Raw genomic sequence first — 15275 nt, forward strand, 5'->3', positions numbered from 1 at the left:
CAAAAGATGAAAACAATAATAAGTAAAATAGATGTTAATAACATAAATGTAGAAGAATTAAAAAAACAAGCAGAATTATTAAAAGAAGGAAAGACTGTAATATTCCCGACTGAAACAGTATATGGTCTAGGAGCAAATGCTCTAGATGAAAATGCCGTAAAGAAAATATATGAAGCTAAAGGCAGACCTAGCGATAATCCACTTATAGTACATATATATGATAGAGAAGAAGTTAGAGATCTGGCTAAAGATATAAGTAATAAAGCCGAGATTGTTATGGATAAGTTTTGGCCAGGACCAATAACTATAATACTTAATAAAAAGGACATAGTTCCTAACACGACTAGTGGAGGATTAGATACGGTAGCTATAAGGATGCCGTCTCATAAAATAGCAAGAGAACTTATAAAACAATCAGGACTACCTATTGCAGCACCATCTGCTAATATATCAGGTAGACCATCTCCAACTAAAGGTAACCATGTAAAAGAAGAAATGGATGGAAGAGTTAGTGGTATTGTTTTAGGTGGAAATTGTGATTTTGGACTGGAATCTACAGTGTTAGACCTTACAGGTGAGGTACCTATGATACTTAGACCTGGAAGTATAACAAAAGAAGATCTAGAAGAAGTTTTAGGAGAAGTTTTGGTCGATCCTTCTCTATTAAAAAAAGAAGATAATAAAAAAGCAAAAGCACCTGGGATGAAGTATACACATTATTCTCCTGATGCAGACGTATACATAGTGTCAGGGAATGATAAAGATGTTATCAATAAAATAAATCAAATCATACGTGAAAACTCTGAAAATGGTATTAAATCTGGAGTGATGTGTGTAGAAAAAAATAAAGAAGTATATGAAGGAGAAGTTATTTCTTTGGGGAATACTTTAGAAGAAGTAGGAAGCAATTTATTTGATGTACTAAGAGAAATGGATAAAAGAAATGTAGATATAGTTTATTCTGAATCCTTTGAAATGACTGGTGTAGGTCAAGCTATAATGAATAGATTACTTAAATCGGCAGGATATAAAGTAATAAAAGCATAAATTTATGGCAAAAGTAGGTTAAAATATATTATAATAATATAAATTGGAGGACTAGGCAGATGAAAATAGGACTAGGTAGTGATCATGGAGGATATAATCTTAAGGAAGAAATAAAAAAGCACTTAGAAGCTAAAGGCATAGAGTGTGTAGATTTTGGACCAAAAAATGACTTAGAATCAGTGGACTATCCTATATATGGGGAGACAGTTGCCAATTCAGTAGTAAATAAAGAGATTGATTATGGAATAATTTGCTGTGGAACAGGAATAGGTATATCTTTAGCAGCTAATAAAGTTAAAGGAATTAGATGTGCTGTAGTATCTGATGTTTTCTCAGCTAAGATGTCTAAAGCTCATAATGATGCAAACATGTTATCTTTAGGCGAGAGAGTTTTAGGAAGAGGATTAGCTTTAGAAATAGTAGATGCATGGATAAATACAGAATTTGAAGGCGGTAGACACTCAAAAAGAGTTGATATGATAAAAGAAATAGAAAAAAAGCACAGCAAATAGGAGGTAGTCATAATGGGTAAAGTAATAATCACAGATCATCCATTAATACAACACAAGTTAACATTAATGAGAGATAAGAACACTGGGTCAAAGGATTTCAGACAACTTTTAACAGAAATAAGTATGTTAATGGGATATGAAATAACAAGAGACTTACAATTAGAAGAGGTGGAGATAGAAACACCAGTAGTAAAAACTGCATCTAAGGTTATAGCAGGTAAAAAGTTAGGAATAGTACCAATACTAAGAGCAGGTTTAGGTATGGTAGATGGACTTATAAGTTTAACACCAGCTGCAAAAGTTGGTCATGTAGGCTTATACAGAGATCCAGAAACATTACAACCAGTAGAATACTACTGTAAATTACCACAAGATATAGAAGAAAGAGAAATGATAGTTGTAGATCCAATGCTTGCTACGGGTGGATCTGCAGTTGCAGCTATAGATGTACTTAAAGCAAGAGGGGCTAAGTTTATAAGATTAGTTAACTTAGTTGCTGCTCCAGAAGGTATAGCAGAAGTTCAAAAATATCATCCAGATGTAGATATATATGTTGCATCAGTAGATGAAAAATTAAATGAGCATGGTTATATAGTTCCAGGTTTAGGAGATGCAGGAGACAGACTATACGGTACAAAGTAATAAGACAACATGGAAAAGGTATCTATAAAATTTATAGATGCCTTTTTAATAACGAGTAAGGAAAAGGATATCTGTTAAAGAGGTGAAGTTAAAAAAAATAACAAAACTTTAAATGAAGAAATTTCTATATTATGCTAGTCGGTTTAAATTGTTATTGAGAATCAGAATATTTAATTATTAATCTTAAAACATGCATAAATGAGTGAATAGGTAGAATAATATACAAAAACCATTAAAATTTTATAAATATATATTAAATATTATTTAAATGGGATAGAAATTGTATAGTTTGAATAATATATTTATGAAAACATTTTATTCAAGTTATATACCTATAATGGCTTAAATTGGTGCTTTCACAAAACTTCAAATGAATTCAAAAAAAATCAAATTTAATAAAAAAATGTTTAAAAATTGCTGAAAAAGTGGTAATATAGGATATATGGTTTTTTATATAAAGGGCTCAAAGTGGGTCTTATAAATCATGTACATAAGTAAATTTAATGAATATATAAGAAACTATTCATAGAGAGGTATCTAATGTATGAGTAAACACAAGATATACATGGAAATAGCTAAGATGCTTTCTTTGATAAGTCAAGTAGGGTTGATGATATTAATTCCTATATTTGGGTGTACCTTTTTAGGAAAGTTTTTTGATTCCAAATTTAATACAGAACCAATATTTATGATAGTATTTTTATTATTAGGAGTTGGTGGAGCATTTATGGGAGTTTATAAAACTTTAATAGTATACACAAAAAGGAAGTGATTATATGCATACAAAACTACAAGATGAAATAAACTACGTAACAAAGGGAGTTATAGTTTACGATCTTATAGCTATTATATTATTGTTGATAACTTCAACATTTAGCAAAGAAATGCTTTTAGGGTTGATATTTGGTACGATAATAGCTGTACTTAATTTTAGATTGTTAGCTATAACAATAGAAAAATCGGTAACTATGCCTGTTTCTAAGGCTCAAATATACTCAGCTGGTCAATATTTGCTGAGGATGACTGTGACAGGAGTAGTGCTATTTGTCTCTGTAAAAGCCCCATACATACATGTATTAGGGGTTGCAATAGGGTTATTAAGTCCTAAGTTTGTTATATTAACAAAAACATTCTTAATAGACAAACTCAAAAGAAAGGAGGCGTAAGTATGAGCCAAGCAAAATGGGTTATATTTTTCGGTAACTTTAAATTAAGTGAAACCGTAGTAACAAGTTGGTTAATACTTGCAGGGCTTGCTTTAGCTTCTTACTTAATGACAAGAAACCTAAAGAAAGTTCCAACAAGTAAATTGCAAATATTCTTAGAATTTGCTATAGGTGGGCTTGCTAAATTAGTAGAAGATACTATGGGTAAGGAAACTGTAAAAAGAATGCCAAATGTGGTTCCGTACATAGGAAGTTTATTTTTATTCTTTGCGGTTTCTAACTTAATAGGATTATTAGGATTTAGATCACCTACAACAGATTTAGATACTACATTAGCATGGTCATTAATAACATTCGTTATGATTTATTATGCAGGTGTTAAATTTAATGGTCCAGTATACTTCAAAGGATTATTAGAGCCAAACCCACTGTTATTACCACTTAACTTAATAGGAGAATTAGCGAAACCAGTTTCACTAAGTTTCCGTCCATTTGGTAATATACTTGGTGGAGCCGTTATAATGGCTTTACTATATGACTTCTTGGGATATCTATCAACATTAATCCCAGGTGTTACAATACCTTTTGGTCAGTTAATAATACCAGTACCACTGCACTTATATTTTGATATATTTGCTGGATTATTACAGTCATTTATATTCATAATGTTAACGATGGTATTCGTAGGAAGTGCAGCAACAGAATAAAAAAATATTAAATAATCAAAATTTTAAAAAATTAGAATTTCTAAGGAGGAAGTAATTATGGAAACAGCTATAATAGCAGCAGCTTCAGCTATAGGAGCAGGTATCGCAGTTGCAACAGGTATAGGAGCAGGAATAGGACAAGGATTCGCAGCAGGTAAAGGTGCAGAAGCAGTTGGAAACCAACCAGAAGCACAAGGTGATATAATAAAAACAATGTTACTTGGAGCAGCAGTAGCAGAGTCTTCAGCAATATACGGACTAGTTATAGCAATAATCCTTCTATTTGCTAATCCATTAATGTAAGGAAATTATGAATGAATATTAAGAAATTTTGTAAATAGGAGATGGGGAGAGCCATCTCCTACTTACGAATTGTGATTAGTAGGAAGGAGGATAACATATGGAATTCAAGCCACTTATAGGCATATCATATGAATTAATATTCCAGCTTATAAATACATTCCTAGTATTTGTAATATTAAAGAAACTTTTATTCAAACCAGTATTAGGAATAATCGAAGCTAGAGAAAAAGACATCAGAGAAAACTTAGCACAAGGAGAAGTTGCTAAGACAGAAGGTTTATCTTTAAAGAAAGAATATGAAGAAAAGATAATCTCAGCTAAAAACGAAGGTCAAGAAATAATAAAACAAGCTACATTAAGAGCAGAGCAAAAAGAATCTGAAATGATAGCTAATGCTAAAAATGAAGCACAAAATATAAGAGAAAAAGCTAATAAAGATATAGAACAAGAAAGACAAAAAGCTATGAATGAAATCAAAAACGATATATCTGATATAGCATTATTAGCAGCATCTAAAGTTATTGAGAAAGATATAGATAAATCTAAGCACAAGGATTTAATAGATAACTTTATAAAAGAGGTAGGCGAAGCTAAATGATGAATGTAGTCGCGAGTAGATATGCTGAAGCCTTATTTCAAGTAGGAGAAGAAACTAACACAACTGCTAGCTTAAATGAAGAATTAGTAGCAGTTGTAAACATACTAAAATCTAACGAAGATTTTTTCAATGTTTTAAAATCTCCTCTTGTAGGAAAAGGAGAAAAGAAAGACTTATTAAAGAAGGTTTTTCAAAATCAGTTGAGTGAAAATTTAAGCAATTTCTTAAAAATAATGATAGATAAAGATAGAGTTTCAGTTATAGAAGCTGTTCAAAACTCATTTAAAGCATTATTAAATGAAAAAGAAAATGTGTTAGAAGGAACTGCAATAACTGCAGTACCTATGTCTCAAGAAGAAATTAAAGAACTTGAGTTAAAACTTTCAAAAAAATACAACAAAAATGTTACTTTAGAAAACAACGTTGATGAATCTATACTAGGAGGAGTTCTAGTTAGACTTGGAAACGAAGAGATAGACGGAACTGTTAAAACTCGTTTAGCAGGAATGAAAAATATACTATCTCAAGTAATATCTTAGAATGGTGGTGAACCCATGAACTTAAGACCTGAAGAAATAAGTTCTATAATTAAAGAGCAAATAAAAAATTATGAGAATAAAGTTGAATTAACAGATACAGGTAGTGTTTTAAAAGTTGGGGACGGTATAGCTAGTGTTTACGGATTAGATAAAGCTATGGCTGGTGAATTATTAGAGTTCCCAGGAGAAGTATACGGAATGGCTCTTAACCTTGAAGAAGACATGGTTGGGGCAGTTATATTAGGTAACGACTCTGGAATAAAAGAAGGAGATATCGTTAAGAGAACTGGTAATATAGTTCAAGTTCCAGTTGGTGATGCTATGATAGGTAGAGTTGTAAACTCACTAGGGCAACCAGTTGATGGAAAAGGACCTATAAACACTAATAAATTTAGACCAGTTGAATCAGAAGCTACAGGAATAATGGCTAGAAAGTCAGTTCATGAGCCTCTACAAACAGGAATAAAAGCTATCGATGCCATGATACCAATAGGTAAAGGACAAAGAGAGCTTGTAATAGGTGATAGACAAACAGGTAAAACATCTATATGTATAGATACAATACTTAACCAAAAAGGTAAAGATGTTATATGTATATACGTTGCAATAGGACAAAAGCGTTCGACAGTTGCACAAGTTGTTAGTACATTAGAAAAAGGCGGAGCTATGGACTACACAATAGTAGTGTCTGCTACAGCATCTGAATCTGCACCACTTCAATTCTTAGCACCATATGCAGGAGTTGCTATGGGTGAAGAATTTATGTTCAACGGAAAACATGTATTAATAGTATATGATGATTTAACTAAGCACGCGGTTGCATACAGAGAAATGTCATTATTACTTAAGAGACCACCAGGACGTGAAGCTTACCCTGGGGATGTATTCTACTTACACTCAAGATTACTTGAGAGAGCAGCTAAATTATCTGATGAGTTAGGTGCAGGATCTATAACTGCATTACCTATAATAGAAACTCAAGGTGGAGACGTTTCTGCTTATATACCAACTAACGTTATATCAATAACAGACGGACAAATATACCTTGTGCCAGAATTATTCTACTCAGGAATAAGACCAGCAGTTGACCCTGGTATATCAGTATCAAGAGTTGGTGGATCTGCTCAAATAAAATCAATGAAAAAAGTTGCAGGACCATTAAAACTTCTTTACTCTCAATATAAAGAACTTGCAGCATTCTCTCAATTCGGATCAGACTTAGATGAAGATACTAAGAAGAGACTTGCTCAAGGGGAAAGAATAGTTGAGGTTCTAAAACAAGGTGAACATCAACCTATGGATGTTAAAGATCAAGTAATAGCTATATTTGCAGTTGTTAACAACTTATTAGCAGATATACCTGTAAATAATATAAAGAGATTTGAAGCAGAATTAATTGAATTCATAGATGCTAATTATCCACAAATAGGAGAAAAAATTCTTGCGAATGGAGATTTCACTCAAGAATTAACAAACGCTATAAACGATTTCAAGAAGAAATTTGTTATAGAAGCGTAATCCTTTTTAAAAAAGGAGGTAACCCAATTGGCAGGAGCTGGAATGAAAGAAATTAAAACTCGTATTGCCAGTGTTGAAAATACTAAGCAAATAACTAAAGCTATGGAATTAGTTGCTTCTTCGAAGTTTAGAAAAGCTAAGGAAAGAGCAGAAAGTTCTAAGCCATATTTTAATACTTTACAAGAAGCTGTTCAAAATATAGCTAAGAATACGAGTGGAGTTAAAAGTGAATTTCTCAAAGAAAGAGAAGTTAAAAATAAATGTTATATAGTTATAGCAGGAGATAGAGGACTTGCAGGAGGATACAACTCGAATGTATTTAAAACATTAGTTGCAGAGACTCAAGGTTCTAATAATGTTAAGGTTGTAGCTATAGGAAAAAAAGCAAAAGAGTTTGTTAGCAAAAGATCTTTTGACTTAATTGGAACAATAGATTCTGTTGAAGACGTTAAGTATGAAGATATAATCGAGATATCTAATAATATAATGGATTCTTATCAAAACGGAGATATAGATGAAGTTAAGTTAATATATACAGAGTTTGTTTCAGCATTAAGTCAAGAGCCAAGAGTAACTAGATTGTTACCAATAGCAGTAGACAAAGATAAAGAAGAGAAGAATAGTAGAGCTTCTGTTCAATACTTACCTTCTCCAGATGCTGTACTTGGTTTTATCGTACCTAAGTATGTTTCAGGAAGAATATACGGAGGTATAGCTGAAGCTTATGCTTCAGAACAAGCAGCGAGAAGAACAGCTATGGAATCAGCTACAGACAATGCTAATGAAATGATATCTAATTTAGAGTTACAATACAATAGAGCAAGACAAGCAGCAGTTACTCAGGAAATATCTGAGATAGTTGCGGGGGCTTCTTCAGCTCAATAATAAGGAGGTTAGGACATGGCAAATGTAGGTAAAATAGTTCAGGTTATCGGTCCAGTTGTTGACGTAAAGTTCGATGATGAAAAAAGCTTACCTAATCTATTAAATGCATTAGAGATAAAGCACGGAGATAAAAAAATAGTTATAGAAGTTGCACAACATGTTGGTGATGACACAGTTAGATGTATATCGATGAGTTCTACTGATGGACTTGTAAGAGGTATGGAAGTTGTTGATACAGGAGCTGCAATAAGTGTACCTGTAGGAGACGAAACTTTAGGAAGAATATTCAATGTATTAGGTGAGCCAGTTGATGGTAAGGAAGCACCAAAAAATGCTCCTAAGAGTCCTATACATAGAGAAGCTCCAGCATTTGACGAATTAAAGCCAGGTGTTGAAATACTAGAAACAGGAATAAAAGTTGTTGACTTACTAGCACCATACTTAAAAGGTGGTAAAATCGGTCTATTCGGTGGAGCCGGAGTTGGTAAGACAGTTCTTATACAAGAGCTTATAAACAATATAGCTACTCAACACGGTGGTATATCAGTATTCGCAGGTGTTGGGGAAAGAACAAGAGAAGGTAATGACCTTTACGGTGAGATGAGCGAGTCTGGAGTTATCAAAAAGACTGCTCTAGTATTCGGACAAATGAACGAGCCACCTGGAGCAAGAATGAGAGTTGCTTTAACTGGTCTTACAATGGCTGAGCACTTCAGAGATCAAGAAGGACAAGACGTTTTATTATTCGTAGATAATATATTCCGTTTCACTCAAGCAGGATCTGAGGTTTCAGCATTACTTGGACGTACTCCATCAGCAGTTGGATACCAACCAACATTAGCTACAGAGATGGGTAAATTACAAGAGAGAATAACATCTACAAATAAAGGGTCTATAACATCAGTTCAGGCTGTATACGTACCTGCCGATGACTTAACTGACCCAGCACCAGCTACAACATTCACACACTTAGATGCTAAGACAGTTTTATCTAGACAAAAAGCGTCTCTAGGTATATTCCCAGCTGTTGACCCATTAGAGTCTACATCTAGAGTACTTGACCCAGCTGTAGTTGGAAAAGAACATTATGAAGTTGCAGTAGCTGTTCAATCTATACTTCAAAAGTATAAAGAGCTTCAAGATATAATAGCTATACTTGGTATGGACGAATTATCTGATGAAGATAAGGTAACAGTACAAAGAGCTAGAAAGATAGAGAGATTCTTATCTCAACCTTTCACAGTTGCTGAGCAATTCACAGGATTTGAAGGTAAATATGTACCTGTTAAAGAAACTGTAAGAAGTTTCAAAGAAATATTAGAAGGTAAGCATGATGACTTACCAGAATCAGCATTCTTATTCGTAGGAAGTATAGAAGAGGCAGTTGCAAAAGCGAAGGAGAGTAGATAATAATGGCAAGCGAATTTGCGGTTAAAATTGTTACTCCTGATAAAATCTTCTATGAAGATAAAACAGAGATGATAATAGTTAGAACTACTGAAGGAGACAGAGGTATATTAAAAAACCATAGACCTTTAGTTGCAGGATTATCTGATGGAACTCTACGTCTAAAAAAAGAAGGTAAATTTAAAGAAGCAAAAATATCTGGGGGATTCATGCAAGTTGAAAAAGAACAAGCTGTTATTTTAACTGAATCTGCAGAGTGGTTATAAAAAAAGACTAGAGTTTAACTCTAGTCTTTTTATTTTAAAAAACATCAGTACTAATAGAAAATTCTAATTATCTATTAAAAATAATTCTACTGTAGTATTATAATAGGCATATGACAGGATTTTATAATGTCGAGTTGAATATATTTATATATATGCAACAAAATAATACTATAATAGGAACCGGAGGCATCTATGAATATATTAGATATTGGTATAGATATAGTGGAGATAGGAAGAATAAAAGAAGCTATAAATAAAAATAATAGATTTTTAGAAAAGATATTTACAGAAAATGAAATAGAATATTTTAAATCTAACAATTTTAGAGTTGAAAGTATAGCAGGGAATTTTTCAGCCAAAGAAGCTATAAGCAAGTCTTTAGGGACAGGTATAAGAAATTTTAATTTTAAAGATATAGAAATATTAAGGAATGAAATAGGAAAACCTATAGTTAAAACCTATAATAATTTGGAGAAGATATGCATAGACTATAATGTTTTAGAAATAAAAGTATCTATATCTCATTGTAAAGAATATGCGGTAGCTAATGCTATAACTATAATTAAGGAGTGATATTATGAACAATAAAATAGCTAAGGACATAATGACAACGGATGTAATAGTGGCAAATAGAGAAGAAAGTATAGTTAATGTTGCAAGGTTACTAATTAAAGAAAGAATAGGAGGGGTACCTGTAGTAGATGAAGATAATAAGGTAGTAGGTATTATTTCTGAGACAGACATAATGAAGAAAGAACAGCATGTAGAAGCTCCTCATATAATTAACTTTTTCCAAGGGTTAATATTTTTAGATGATTACAAGAAGATGGAAGAAGAGTTTAAAGAAATAGCAGCATACAAAGTAAAAGACTTAATGTCAACTGATATAGTAACTGTAAATGAAGAAGATAATTTTGATGATGTAGCTAATATTATGATAAAAAAATCAGTAAATAGAGTTCCAGTAGTAGATAAAGAACATAAATTAAAAGGAATTATATGTAGATACGATATAATTAGAGCTATGTATAATGAATAAGAATTAATATAGGAGGATTTTGTGAGAAGTAAGCTAACGCTACTAGCAGTGCTTATTATAAGTATGCTAGTTATTATTGTAGGTTGCCAAAAAAGGCAATTAACTAAAGAAGAGGCCTATGAAGAATTTCAAAAGGTAATATCTGAAATTGATTCATATACATGTAAGGCTGAAGTAGAAGTAGTTGGCAATAAGAGTTCACATAATTACGTATTTATTCATAATTATAATAAGCCAGATAATTATAAATTAGAGTTAGTATCACCAGAGCATTTAAAAGGTAAAACTATTGAATACAAATCAGATAAAATAATAGTAAAAAACCCAGGAATAAAAGATGAAATTGAACTACCTAATGTAGGTGAAAATGATCAAAATATGTTTATTGGGGATTTTATAAAAAATTACCTGCAAAGTGAAGAGGTTGATATAAAATTATCTGATGGTAGTCTTGCCTTAGAAACGTACATACCAGGTGAAGATGAATATTTTAACAAACAAATATTGTATATTAATATTAAGACTAAACAACCAGAAAAAATGGAAATAATAGATTCTAAAGGAATGATTAGATTCACTATTACTTACAAAGATTTTCAATATGAAAAGTAAGGGGGAACTAAAGAAATGAACAAAATAACAGCTCCGACATGGGCAGAGATAAATCTAGACAATATCAAATTTAACCTTGATAATATAAAAAAATCCTTAAATGAAAATACAAAAATTTGTGGTGTGCTAAAGGCTAATGCCTATGGGCACGGTTCAGTACCGATTGCAAAATTATTAGAAAAAGAAAATGTTGATTATATAGCAGTAGCTAGATTAGAAGAAGGAATAGAATTAAGACAAAATAAAATAATGCTTCCTATACTTTGTTTAGGTTATATTCCGGAAGAAGCATTAGCAACTGCTATAGACAATGATATAACTATTACTATTTACTCAGTAGAAATGGCTCAAAAACTTAATGATATCGCCAAGCATATAGGTAAACATGCTAAAATCCATATTAAAATTGACACAGGTATGTCAAGGATAGGGTTTATACCTAATTCTCAATCAATAAATGATATAAAGTCGATAAATGATTTAGAGTTTGTAGACATTGAGGGTATCTTTACACATTTTGCTACAGCAGATGAAAAAAGTAAAGAATTCACTAAGCTTCAAGTACAAAGATTTAAATATATGGTTGAAGGGTTAGAAGCTATAGATATAAACATACCTATAAAACATGTATCAAATAGTGCTGCAATTATAGATTTACAAGATTTGAATCTTAATATGGTAAGATGTGGAATAATACTATACGGTCATTATCCATCAGAAGAAGTAGATAGAGACATTATTCAATTAAAGCCTGCAATGACTTTAAAAACGAGAGTAGCTCATATAAAAGATGTGGATAAAGGTACTGGGATAAGTTATGGATTAAAGTATAGAAGTGATGAAACAGAAAAAATCGCAACTATACCTATAGGATATGCAGATGGATTTTCTAGAATACAAAAAAATCCTAAGGTGATGATTAAAGGAAATATATTTGATGTCATAGGTAGGATATGTATGGATCAGTGTATGGTCAAAATTAACAAGAATATAGACATAAAAATTGGCGATGAGGTTATAATATTTGGGGAAGAGAAATTGACAGCAGAAGATGTAGCAAAAAGCCTAGAGACTATAAACTATGAAGTGTTATGTATGGTATCAAGAAGAGTAGATAGAATCTATATGGAAAGAAATGCAATTTTACAATCAGATAGTTATTTGATAAAATAATAATGATAGTATACCCCGGGAGGCGATTTTGTGCACAAAAAAAGTAAGGAAAAGATAGTATTTACTTTACCGGATTCCCTCGTTTCTGAGGTAGACCATATCGTTGAGATGGAGAATAGTAATAGAGAAGATTTTGCAAAGGCTGCCTTTCAATTTTATATAACTCAAAAGAGAAAAATAGACATAAAAGAGTCTATGATCAAAGGTTATAAAGAAATGGGGCAAATTAATCTATCGCTGGCTGAACTAGGTATGACAAATGAAGTATCTTCTGAGGATTGTATTGAAGGGAAGATAGCCCAGGGTGAGTATTAACCTAGACATAAAGCGAGGAGATTTATACTACGCTGATTTAAGCCCTGTTGTCGGATCGGAACAAGGTGGAGTTCGTCCTGTTTTAATTATACAGAATGATATAGGAAATAAATATAGTCCAACGGTAATAATAGCTGCTATAACATCACAGATTAACAAGGCGAAATTACCAACACATATAGAAATTAGTGCGAACGAATATGGGCTTAATAAAGATTCTGTTATTCTCTTAGAACAGATACGGACTATAGACAAAAAAAGGTTAAGAGAAAAAATTGGTTGTCTAGATGATAATATGATGGTAAAAGTTGACAGTAGTCTTCAGATAAGTCTAGGACTATTTGCGTTATAAAATTATTGGTATTATTTTTAATATCAATAATTTTTTTTTATTAAAAATGAAATATGATATATTAAAGATAAAAAAAGTGTATCATAAATAATGTCTAATATATATTTTGATATATAAAAATCATAATTGTTAAAAATTATATATCAAAATATATAAAAAGTATACATAATATATCTAAATTAAAAAAATAAAGTAAAAAAAATCTATAAAAGTGATATAATAATATGAGATTACAAAAATATATTACATAAGTAATATTTACTTTATGAAAAACAGGGAGGTAATTACATGAGAGACCATAAGGGATTAAATGAGATTGCACGTATTATCAGAAAAGATATAGTCTCTATGATACATGAATCTAAATCTGGACATCCAGGAGGATCATTATCAGCTGTAGAAATACTAACAGCTCTTTATTTTAATGAAATGAATATAGATCCTAACAATAGCAAAATGGAAGATAGAGATAGATTTGTTTTATCTAAAGGACATGCAGCACCAGTACTTTATGCAACTTTAGCTCAAAAGGGTTACTTTGCTAGAGAAGAATTAATGAAGCTAAGAAAAATAAATAGTATGTTACAAGGTCATCCTGATATGAAGGGAATACCTGGAGTTGATATGTCAACGGGTTCATTAGGACAAGGTTTTTCAGCAGCTTGTGGTATGGCTATGGCATCTAAATTAGATAATGCACCATGGAGAGTGTATACTATACTTGGGGATGGAGAAGTTCAAGAAGGGATAGTTTGGGAAGCTGCTATGAGTGCAGCTCACTACAAACTTGATAATATGGTAGCATTCTTAGATTATAATGGTCTTCAAATAGATGGAGCAGTAGAGAAAGTTATGAACATAGGTCCTATAGTAGATAAGTTTAAAGCTTTCGGATGGAATGTAATAGAAATAGATGGACATGATTTCGATCAAATTTTTGCAGCTTTAGATATGGCTAAAGAAACAGTAGGAAAGCCAACAATGATAATTGCAAAGACTATAAAAGGTAAAGGTGTATCTTTCATGGAAAATGAAGCTGGATGGCATGGAACAGCTCCAAGTGATAGCGATTTAGAAAGAGCCTTAGAAGAATTAGGGGGTGCAGACAATGAGTAAGATAGCAACTAGAGAAGCATACGGAAAAGCATTAGTTAAATTAGGACAAATAAACGATAATGTTGTAGTATTAGATGCAGATTTATCAAAATCAACTAAGACAAATGATTTTTATAAAACATTCCCAGATAGATTCTTCAATATGGGTATAGCTGAACAAAACTTAATAGGTGCAGCTTGTGGATTTGCTGCAGCTGGTAAAATACCTTTTGCAAGTAGCTTTGCTATGTTTGCAACAGGAAGAGCTTTTGAAGTTATCAGAAACTCTGCTTGTTATCCAAAGTTAAACGTAAAAGTTTGTGCTACTCATGCTGGTATAACAGTTGGAGAAGATGGAGCAACACATCAAAGTGTAGAAGATATAGCTATAATGAGAAGTATACCTAATATGACAGTTATGGTTCCTGCTGACGGTGTAGAAGCAGAACAAATGATATTTGAAGCAGCTAAAGTTTACGGACCTATGTATGTTCGCTTAGGAAGAAGTGCAGTTCCTACAATATTTGATGAAAATTATAAATTTGAAATAGGAAAAGGTACAGTAGTTAGAGAAGGAAATGATTTAACAATAATAGCCTGTGGAATAATGGTTAACGAAGCTATAATAGCATCAGAAGTTTTAAAATCAGAAGGTATAAATGCTAGAGTTATAAATATGTCTACTATAAAGCCTATAGATAAAGAGTTAATAATAACTGCCGCTAAAGAAACTGGTGCAATAGTAACTGCTGAAGAACATAGTATATTAGGTGGTCTAGGTTCAGCAGTAAGTGAAGTTGTTACTGAAGAATGTCCAGTTGTAGTTAAAAAAGTAGGTATAAATGATACTTTCGGAGAATCAGGTACACCTGCTGAATTAGTAAAAAAATATGGATTAACATCTAACGATATAGTTAAAGCTGCTAAGGAAGCAATAGCTAAGAAATAATATAAAAAGGATATAGCGTAAGCTATATCCTTTTTAATTATCAAATTTATTTACTATAAAAGATTTTATATTTTCGTTATATTTCACTAAATACATATCATATAATAACATTCCTCAAATAATAGAAGGTAAAATCCAACTAGTTTTGTA

Annotated in this window: 21 protein-coding genes; all 21 read left to right on the forward strand. The window is 31.8% G+C overall.

What is annotated here, in order from left to right:
• Positions 1-6: 6 nt before the first annotated feature.
• The 21 genes from FRIFI_RS00260 (at position 7) to FRIFI_RS00360 (ending at position 15125) form a co-directional block, all read left to right on the forward strand.
• Complete coding sequence (locus tag FRIFI_RS00260; protein ID WP_166504673.1) at positions 7-1047, forward strand: L-threonylcarbamoyladenylate synthase; 1041 nt, start codon at positions 7-9, stop codon at positions 1045-1047.
• 59 nt (positions 1048-1106) lie between these two features.
• A complete protein-coding gene (gene rpiB, locus FRIFI_RS00265; RefSeq protein ID WP_166504674.1) occupies positions 1107-1559 on the forward strand; it encodes a ribose 5-phosphate isomerase B in 453 nt (150 codons plus the stop codon).
• Positions 1560-1571: 12 nt separating this feature from the next.
• Positions 1572-2201 carry a uracil phosphoribosyltransferase gene (gene upp / locus FRIFI_RS00270; RefSeq protein WP_166504675.1) on the forward strand — a complete coding sequence of 210 codons (630 nt, stop codon included), beginning with the start codon at positions 1572-1574 and terminating at the stop codon, positions 2199-2201.
• Positions 2202-2745: 544 nt separating this feature from the next.
• Positions 2746-2973, forward strand: coding sequence for an AtpZ/AtpI family protein (locus FRIFI_RS00275; protein WP_092921409.1), 228 nt, complete (start codon positions 2746-2748; stop codon positions 2971-2973).
• Positions 2974-2977: 4 nt separating this feature from the next.
• Positions 2978-3367 (forward strand): ATP synthase subunit I, encoded by a 390-nt coding sequence (locus tag FRIFI_RS00280; RefSeq protein WP_092921407.1) that lies wholly within the window; start codon positions 2978-2980, stop codon positions 3365-3367.
• 2 nt (positions 3368-3369) lie between these two features.
• Positions 3370-4074 (forward strand): F0F1 ATP synthase subunit A, encoded by a 705-nt coding sequence (gene atpB / locus FRIFI_RS00285; RefSeq protein WP_166504676.1) that lies wholly within the window; start codon positions 3370-3372, stop codon positions 4072-4074.
• A gap of 57 nt (positions 4075-4131) precedes the next feature.
• Positions 4132-4377, forward strand: coding sequence for an ATP synthase F0 subunit C (atpE, locus tag FRIFI_RS00290; protein ID WP_092921403.1), 246 nt, complete (start codon positions 4132-4134; stop codon positions 4375-4377).
• A 97-nt stretch (positions 4378-4474) separates the two neighbouring features.
• Entirely contained in the window at positions 4475-4975 is a 501-nt protein-coding gene (gene atpF / locus FRIFI_RS00295; RefSeq protein ID WP_092921401.1) for a F0F1 ATP synthase subunit B, read from the forward strand.
• The gene (locus FRIFI_RS00300) at positions 4972-5514 is read left to right on the forward strand and encodes a F0F1 ATP synthase subunit delta (protein ID WP_166504677.1); all 543 of its coding nucleotides are present in this window, start codon (positions 4972-4974) and stop codon (positions 5512-5514) included. Before atpF ends, FRIFI_RS00300 begins: the two co-directional genes overlap by 4 nt.
• Positions 5515-5529: 15 nt before the next feature.
• Positions 5530-7032, forward strand: a complete 1503-nt coding sequence (gene atpA / locus FRIFI_RS00305; RefSeq protein ID WP_166504678.1) for a F0F1 ATP synthase subunit alpha — start codon at positions 5530-5532, stop codon at positions 7030-7032.
• Positions 7033-7059: 27 nt separating this feature from the next.
• Positions 7060-7917: an ATP synthase F1 subunit gamma gene (gene atpG, locus FRIFI_RS00310; protein ID WP_092921398.1), complete on the forward strand. Its 858-nt coding sequence runs from the start codon at positions 7060-7062 to the stop codon at positions 7915-7917.
• Positions 7918-7932: 15 nt separating this feature from the next.
• Positions 7933-9327, forward strand: a complete 1395-nt coding sequence (atpD, locus tag FRIFI_RS00315; protein WP_092921397.1) for a F0F1 ATP synthase subunit beta — start codon at positions 7933-7935, stop codon at positions 9325-9327.
• 2 nt (positions 9328-9329) lie between these two features.
• Complete coding sequence (gene atpC, locus FRIFI_RS00320; RefSeq protein WP_092921396.1) at positions 9330-9590, forward strand: ATP synthase F1 subunit epsilon; 261 nt, start codon at positions 9330-9332, stop codon at positions 9588-9590.
• A gap of 192 nt (positions 9591-9782) precedes the next feature.
• On the forward strand, positions 9783-10163 hold the full coding sequence (gene acpS, locus FRIFI_RS00325; protein WP_092921394.1) for a holo-ACP synthase: 381 nt from the start codon (positions 9783-9785) through the stop codon (positions 10161-10163).
• A gap of 4 nt (positions 10164-10167) precedes the next feature.
• Entirely contained in the window at positions 10168-10629 is a 462-nt protein-coding gene (locus FRIFI_RS00330) for a CBS domain-containing protein (protein ID WP_092921392.1), read from the forward strand.
• 21 nt (positions 10630-10650) lie between these two features.
• Positions 10651-11241, forward strand: coding sequence for a germination lipoprotein GerS (gerS, locus tag FRIFI_RS00335; protein WP_166504679.1), 591 nt, complete (start codon positions 10651-10653; stop codon positions 11239-11241).
• A gap of 15 nt (positions 11242-11256) precedes the next feature.
• Entirely contained in the window at positions 11257-12414 is a 1158-nt protein-coding gene (gene alr, locus FRIFI_RS00340) for an alanine racemase (RefSeq protein WP_166504680.1), read from the forward strand.
• 30 nt (positions 12415-12444) lie between these two features.
• Positions 12445-12729, forward strand: a complete 285-nt coding sequence (locus tag FRIFI_RS00345) for a ribbon-helix-helix protein, CopG family (RefSeq protein WP_092921386.1) — start codon at positions 12445-12447, stop codon at positions 12727-12729.
• Positions 12719-13081 (forward strand): type II toxin-antitoxin system PemK/MazF family toxin, encoded by a 363-nt coding sequence (locus FRIFI_RS00350; protein WP_092921385.1) that lies wholly within the window; start codon positions 12719-12721, stop codon positions 13079-13081. The genes FRIFI_RS00345 and FRIFI_RS00350 overlap by 11 nt, the downstream gene beginning before the upstream one ends.
• A gap of 288 nt (positions 13082-13369) precedes the next feature.
• Complete coding sequence (locus FRIFI_RS00355) at positions 13370-14197, forward strand: transketolase (protein WP_092921383.1); 828 nt, start codon at positions 13370-13372, stop codon at positions 14195-14197.
• Positions 14190-15125: a transketolase family protein gene (locus FRIFI_RS00360; RefSeq protein ID WP_092921381.1), complete on the forward strand. Its 936-nt coding sequence runs from the start codon at positions 14190-14192 to the stop codon at positions 15123-15125. The genes FRIFI_RS00355 and FRIFI_RS00360 overlap by 8 nt, the downstream gene beginning before the upstream one ends.
• The last annotated feature ends 150 nt before the right edge of the window (positions 15126-15275 follow it).

It is taken from the genome of Romboutsia hominis (assembly GCF_900002575.1).
Taxonomy (GTDB): Bacteria; Bacillota; Clostridia; order Peptostreptococcales; family Peptostreptococcaceae; genus Romboutsia_C; species Romboutsia_C hominis.

Bases quoted from the DNA above. Each gene is read 5' to 3' on its own strand.
- alr (WP_166504680.1), top strand. From the start codon at position 11,257: ATGAACAAAATAACAGCTCCGACATGGGCAGAGATAAATCTAGACAAT.
- FRIFI_RS00360 (WP_092921381.1), top strand. From the start codon at position 14,190: ATGAGTAAGATAGCAACTAGAGAAGCATACGGAAAAGCATTAGTTAAA.
- atpB (WP_166504676.1), top strand. From the start codon at position 3,370: ATGAGCCAAGCAAAATGGGTTATATTTTTCGGTAACTTTAAATTAAGT.
- acpS (WP_092921394.1), top strand. From the start codon at position 9,783: ATGAATATATTAGATATTGGTATAGATATAGTGGAGATAGGAAGAATA.
- upp (WP_166504675.1), top strand. From the start codon at position 1,572: ATGGGTAAAGTAATAATCACAGATCATCCATTAATACAACACAAGTTA.
- FRIFI_RS00330 (WP_092921392.1), top strand. From the start codon at position 10,168: ATGAACAATAAAATAGCTAAGGACATAATGACAACGGATGTAATAGTG.
- atpF (WP_092921401.1), top strand. From the start codon at position 4,475: ATGGAATTCAAGCCACTTATAGGCATATCATATGAATTAATATTCCAG.
- FRIFI_RS00300 (WP_166504677.1), top strand. From the start codon at position 4,972: ATGATGAATGTAGTCGCGAGTAGATATGCTGAAGCCTTATTTCAAGTA.
- FRIFI_RS00280 (WP_092921407.1), top strand. From the start codon at position 2,978: ATGCATACAAAACTACAAGATGAAATAAACTACGTAACAAAGGGAGTT.
- atpA (WP_166504678.1), top strand. From the start codon at position 5,530: ATGAACTTAAGACCTGAAGAAATAAGTTCTATAATTAAAGAGCAAATA.
- FRIFI_RS00355 (WP_092921383.1), top strand. From the start codon at position 13,370: ATGAGAGACCATAAGGGATTAAATGAGATTGCACGTATTATCAGAAAA.
- FRIFI_RS00275 (WP_092921409.1), top strand. From the start codon at position 2,746: ATGAGTAAACACAAGATATACATGGAAATAGCTAAGATGCTTTCTTTG.
- rpiB (WP_166504674.1), top strand. From the start codon at position 1,107: ATGAAAATAGGACTAGGTAGTGATCATGGAGGATATAATCTTAAGGAA.
- atpC (WP_092921396.1), top strand. From the start codon at position 9,330: ATGGCAAGCGAATTTGCGGTTAAAATTGTTACTCCTGATAAAATCTTC.
- atpD (WP_092921397.1), top strand. From the start codon at position 7,933: ATGGCAAATGTAGGTAAAATAGTTCAGGTTATCGGTCCAGTTGTTGAC.
- FRIFI_RS00260 (WP_166504673.1), top strand. From the start codon at position 7: ATGAAAACAATAATAAGTAAAATAGATGTTAATAACATAAATGTAGAA.
- atpE (WP_092921403.1), top strand. From the start codon at position 4,132: ATGGAAACAGCTATAATAGCAGCAGCTTCAGCTATAGGAGCAGGTATC.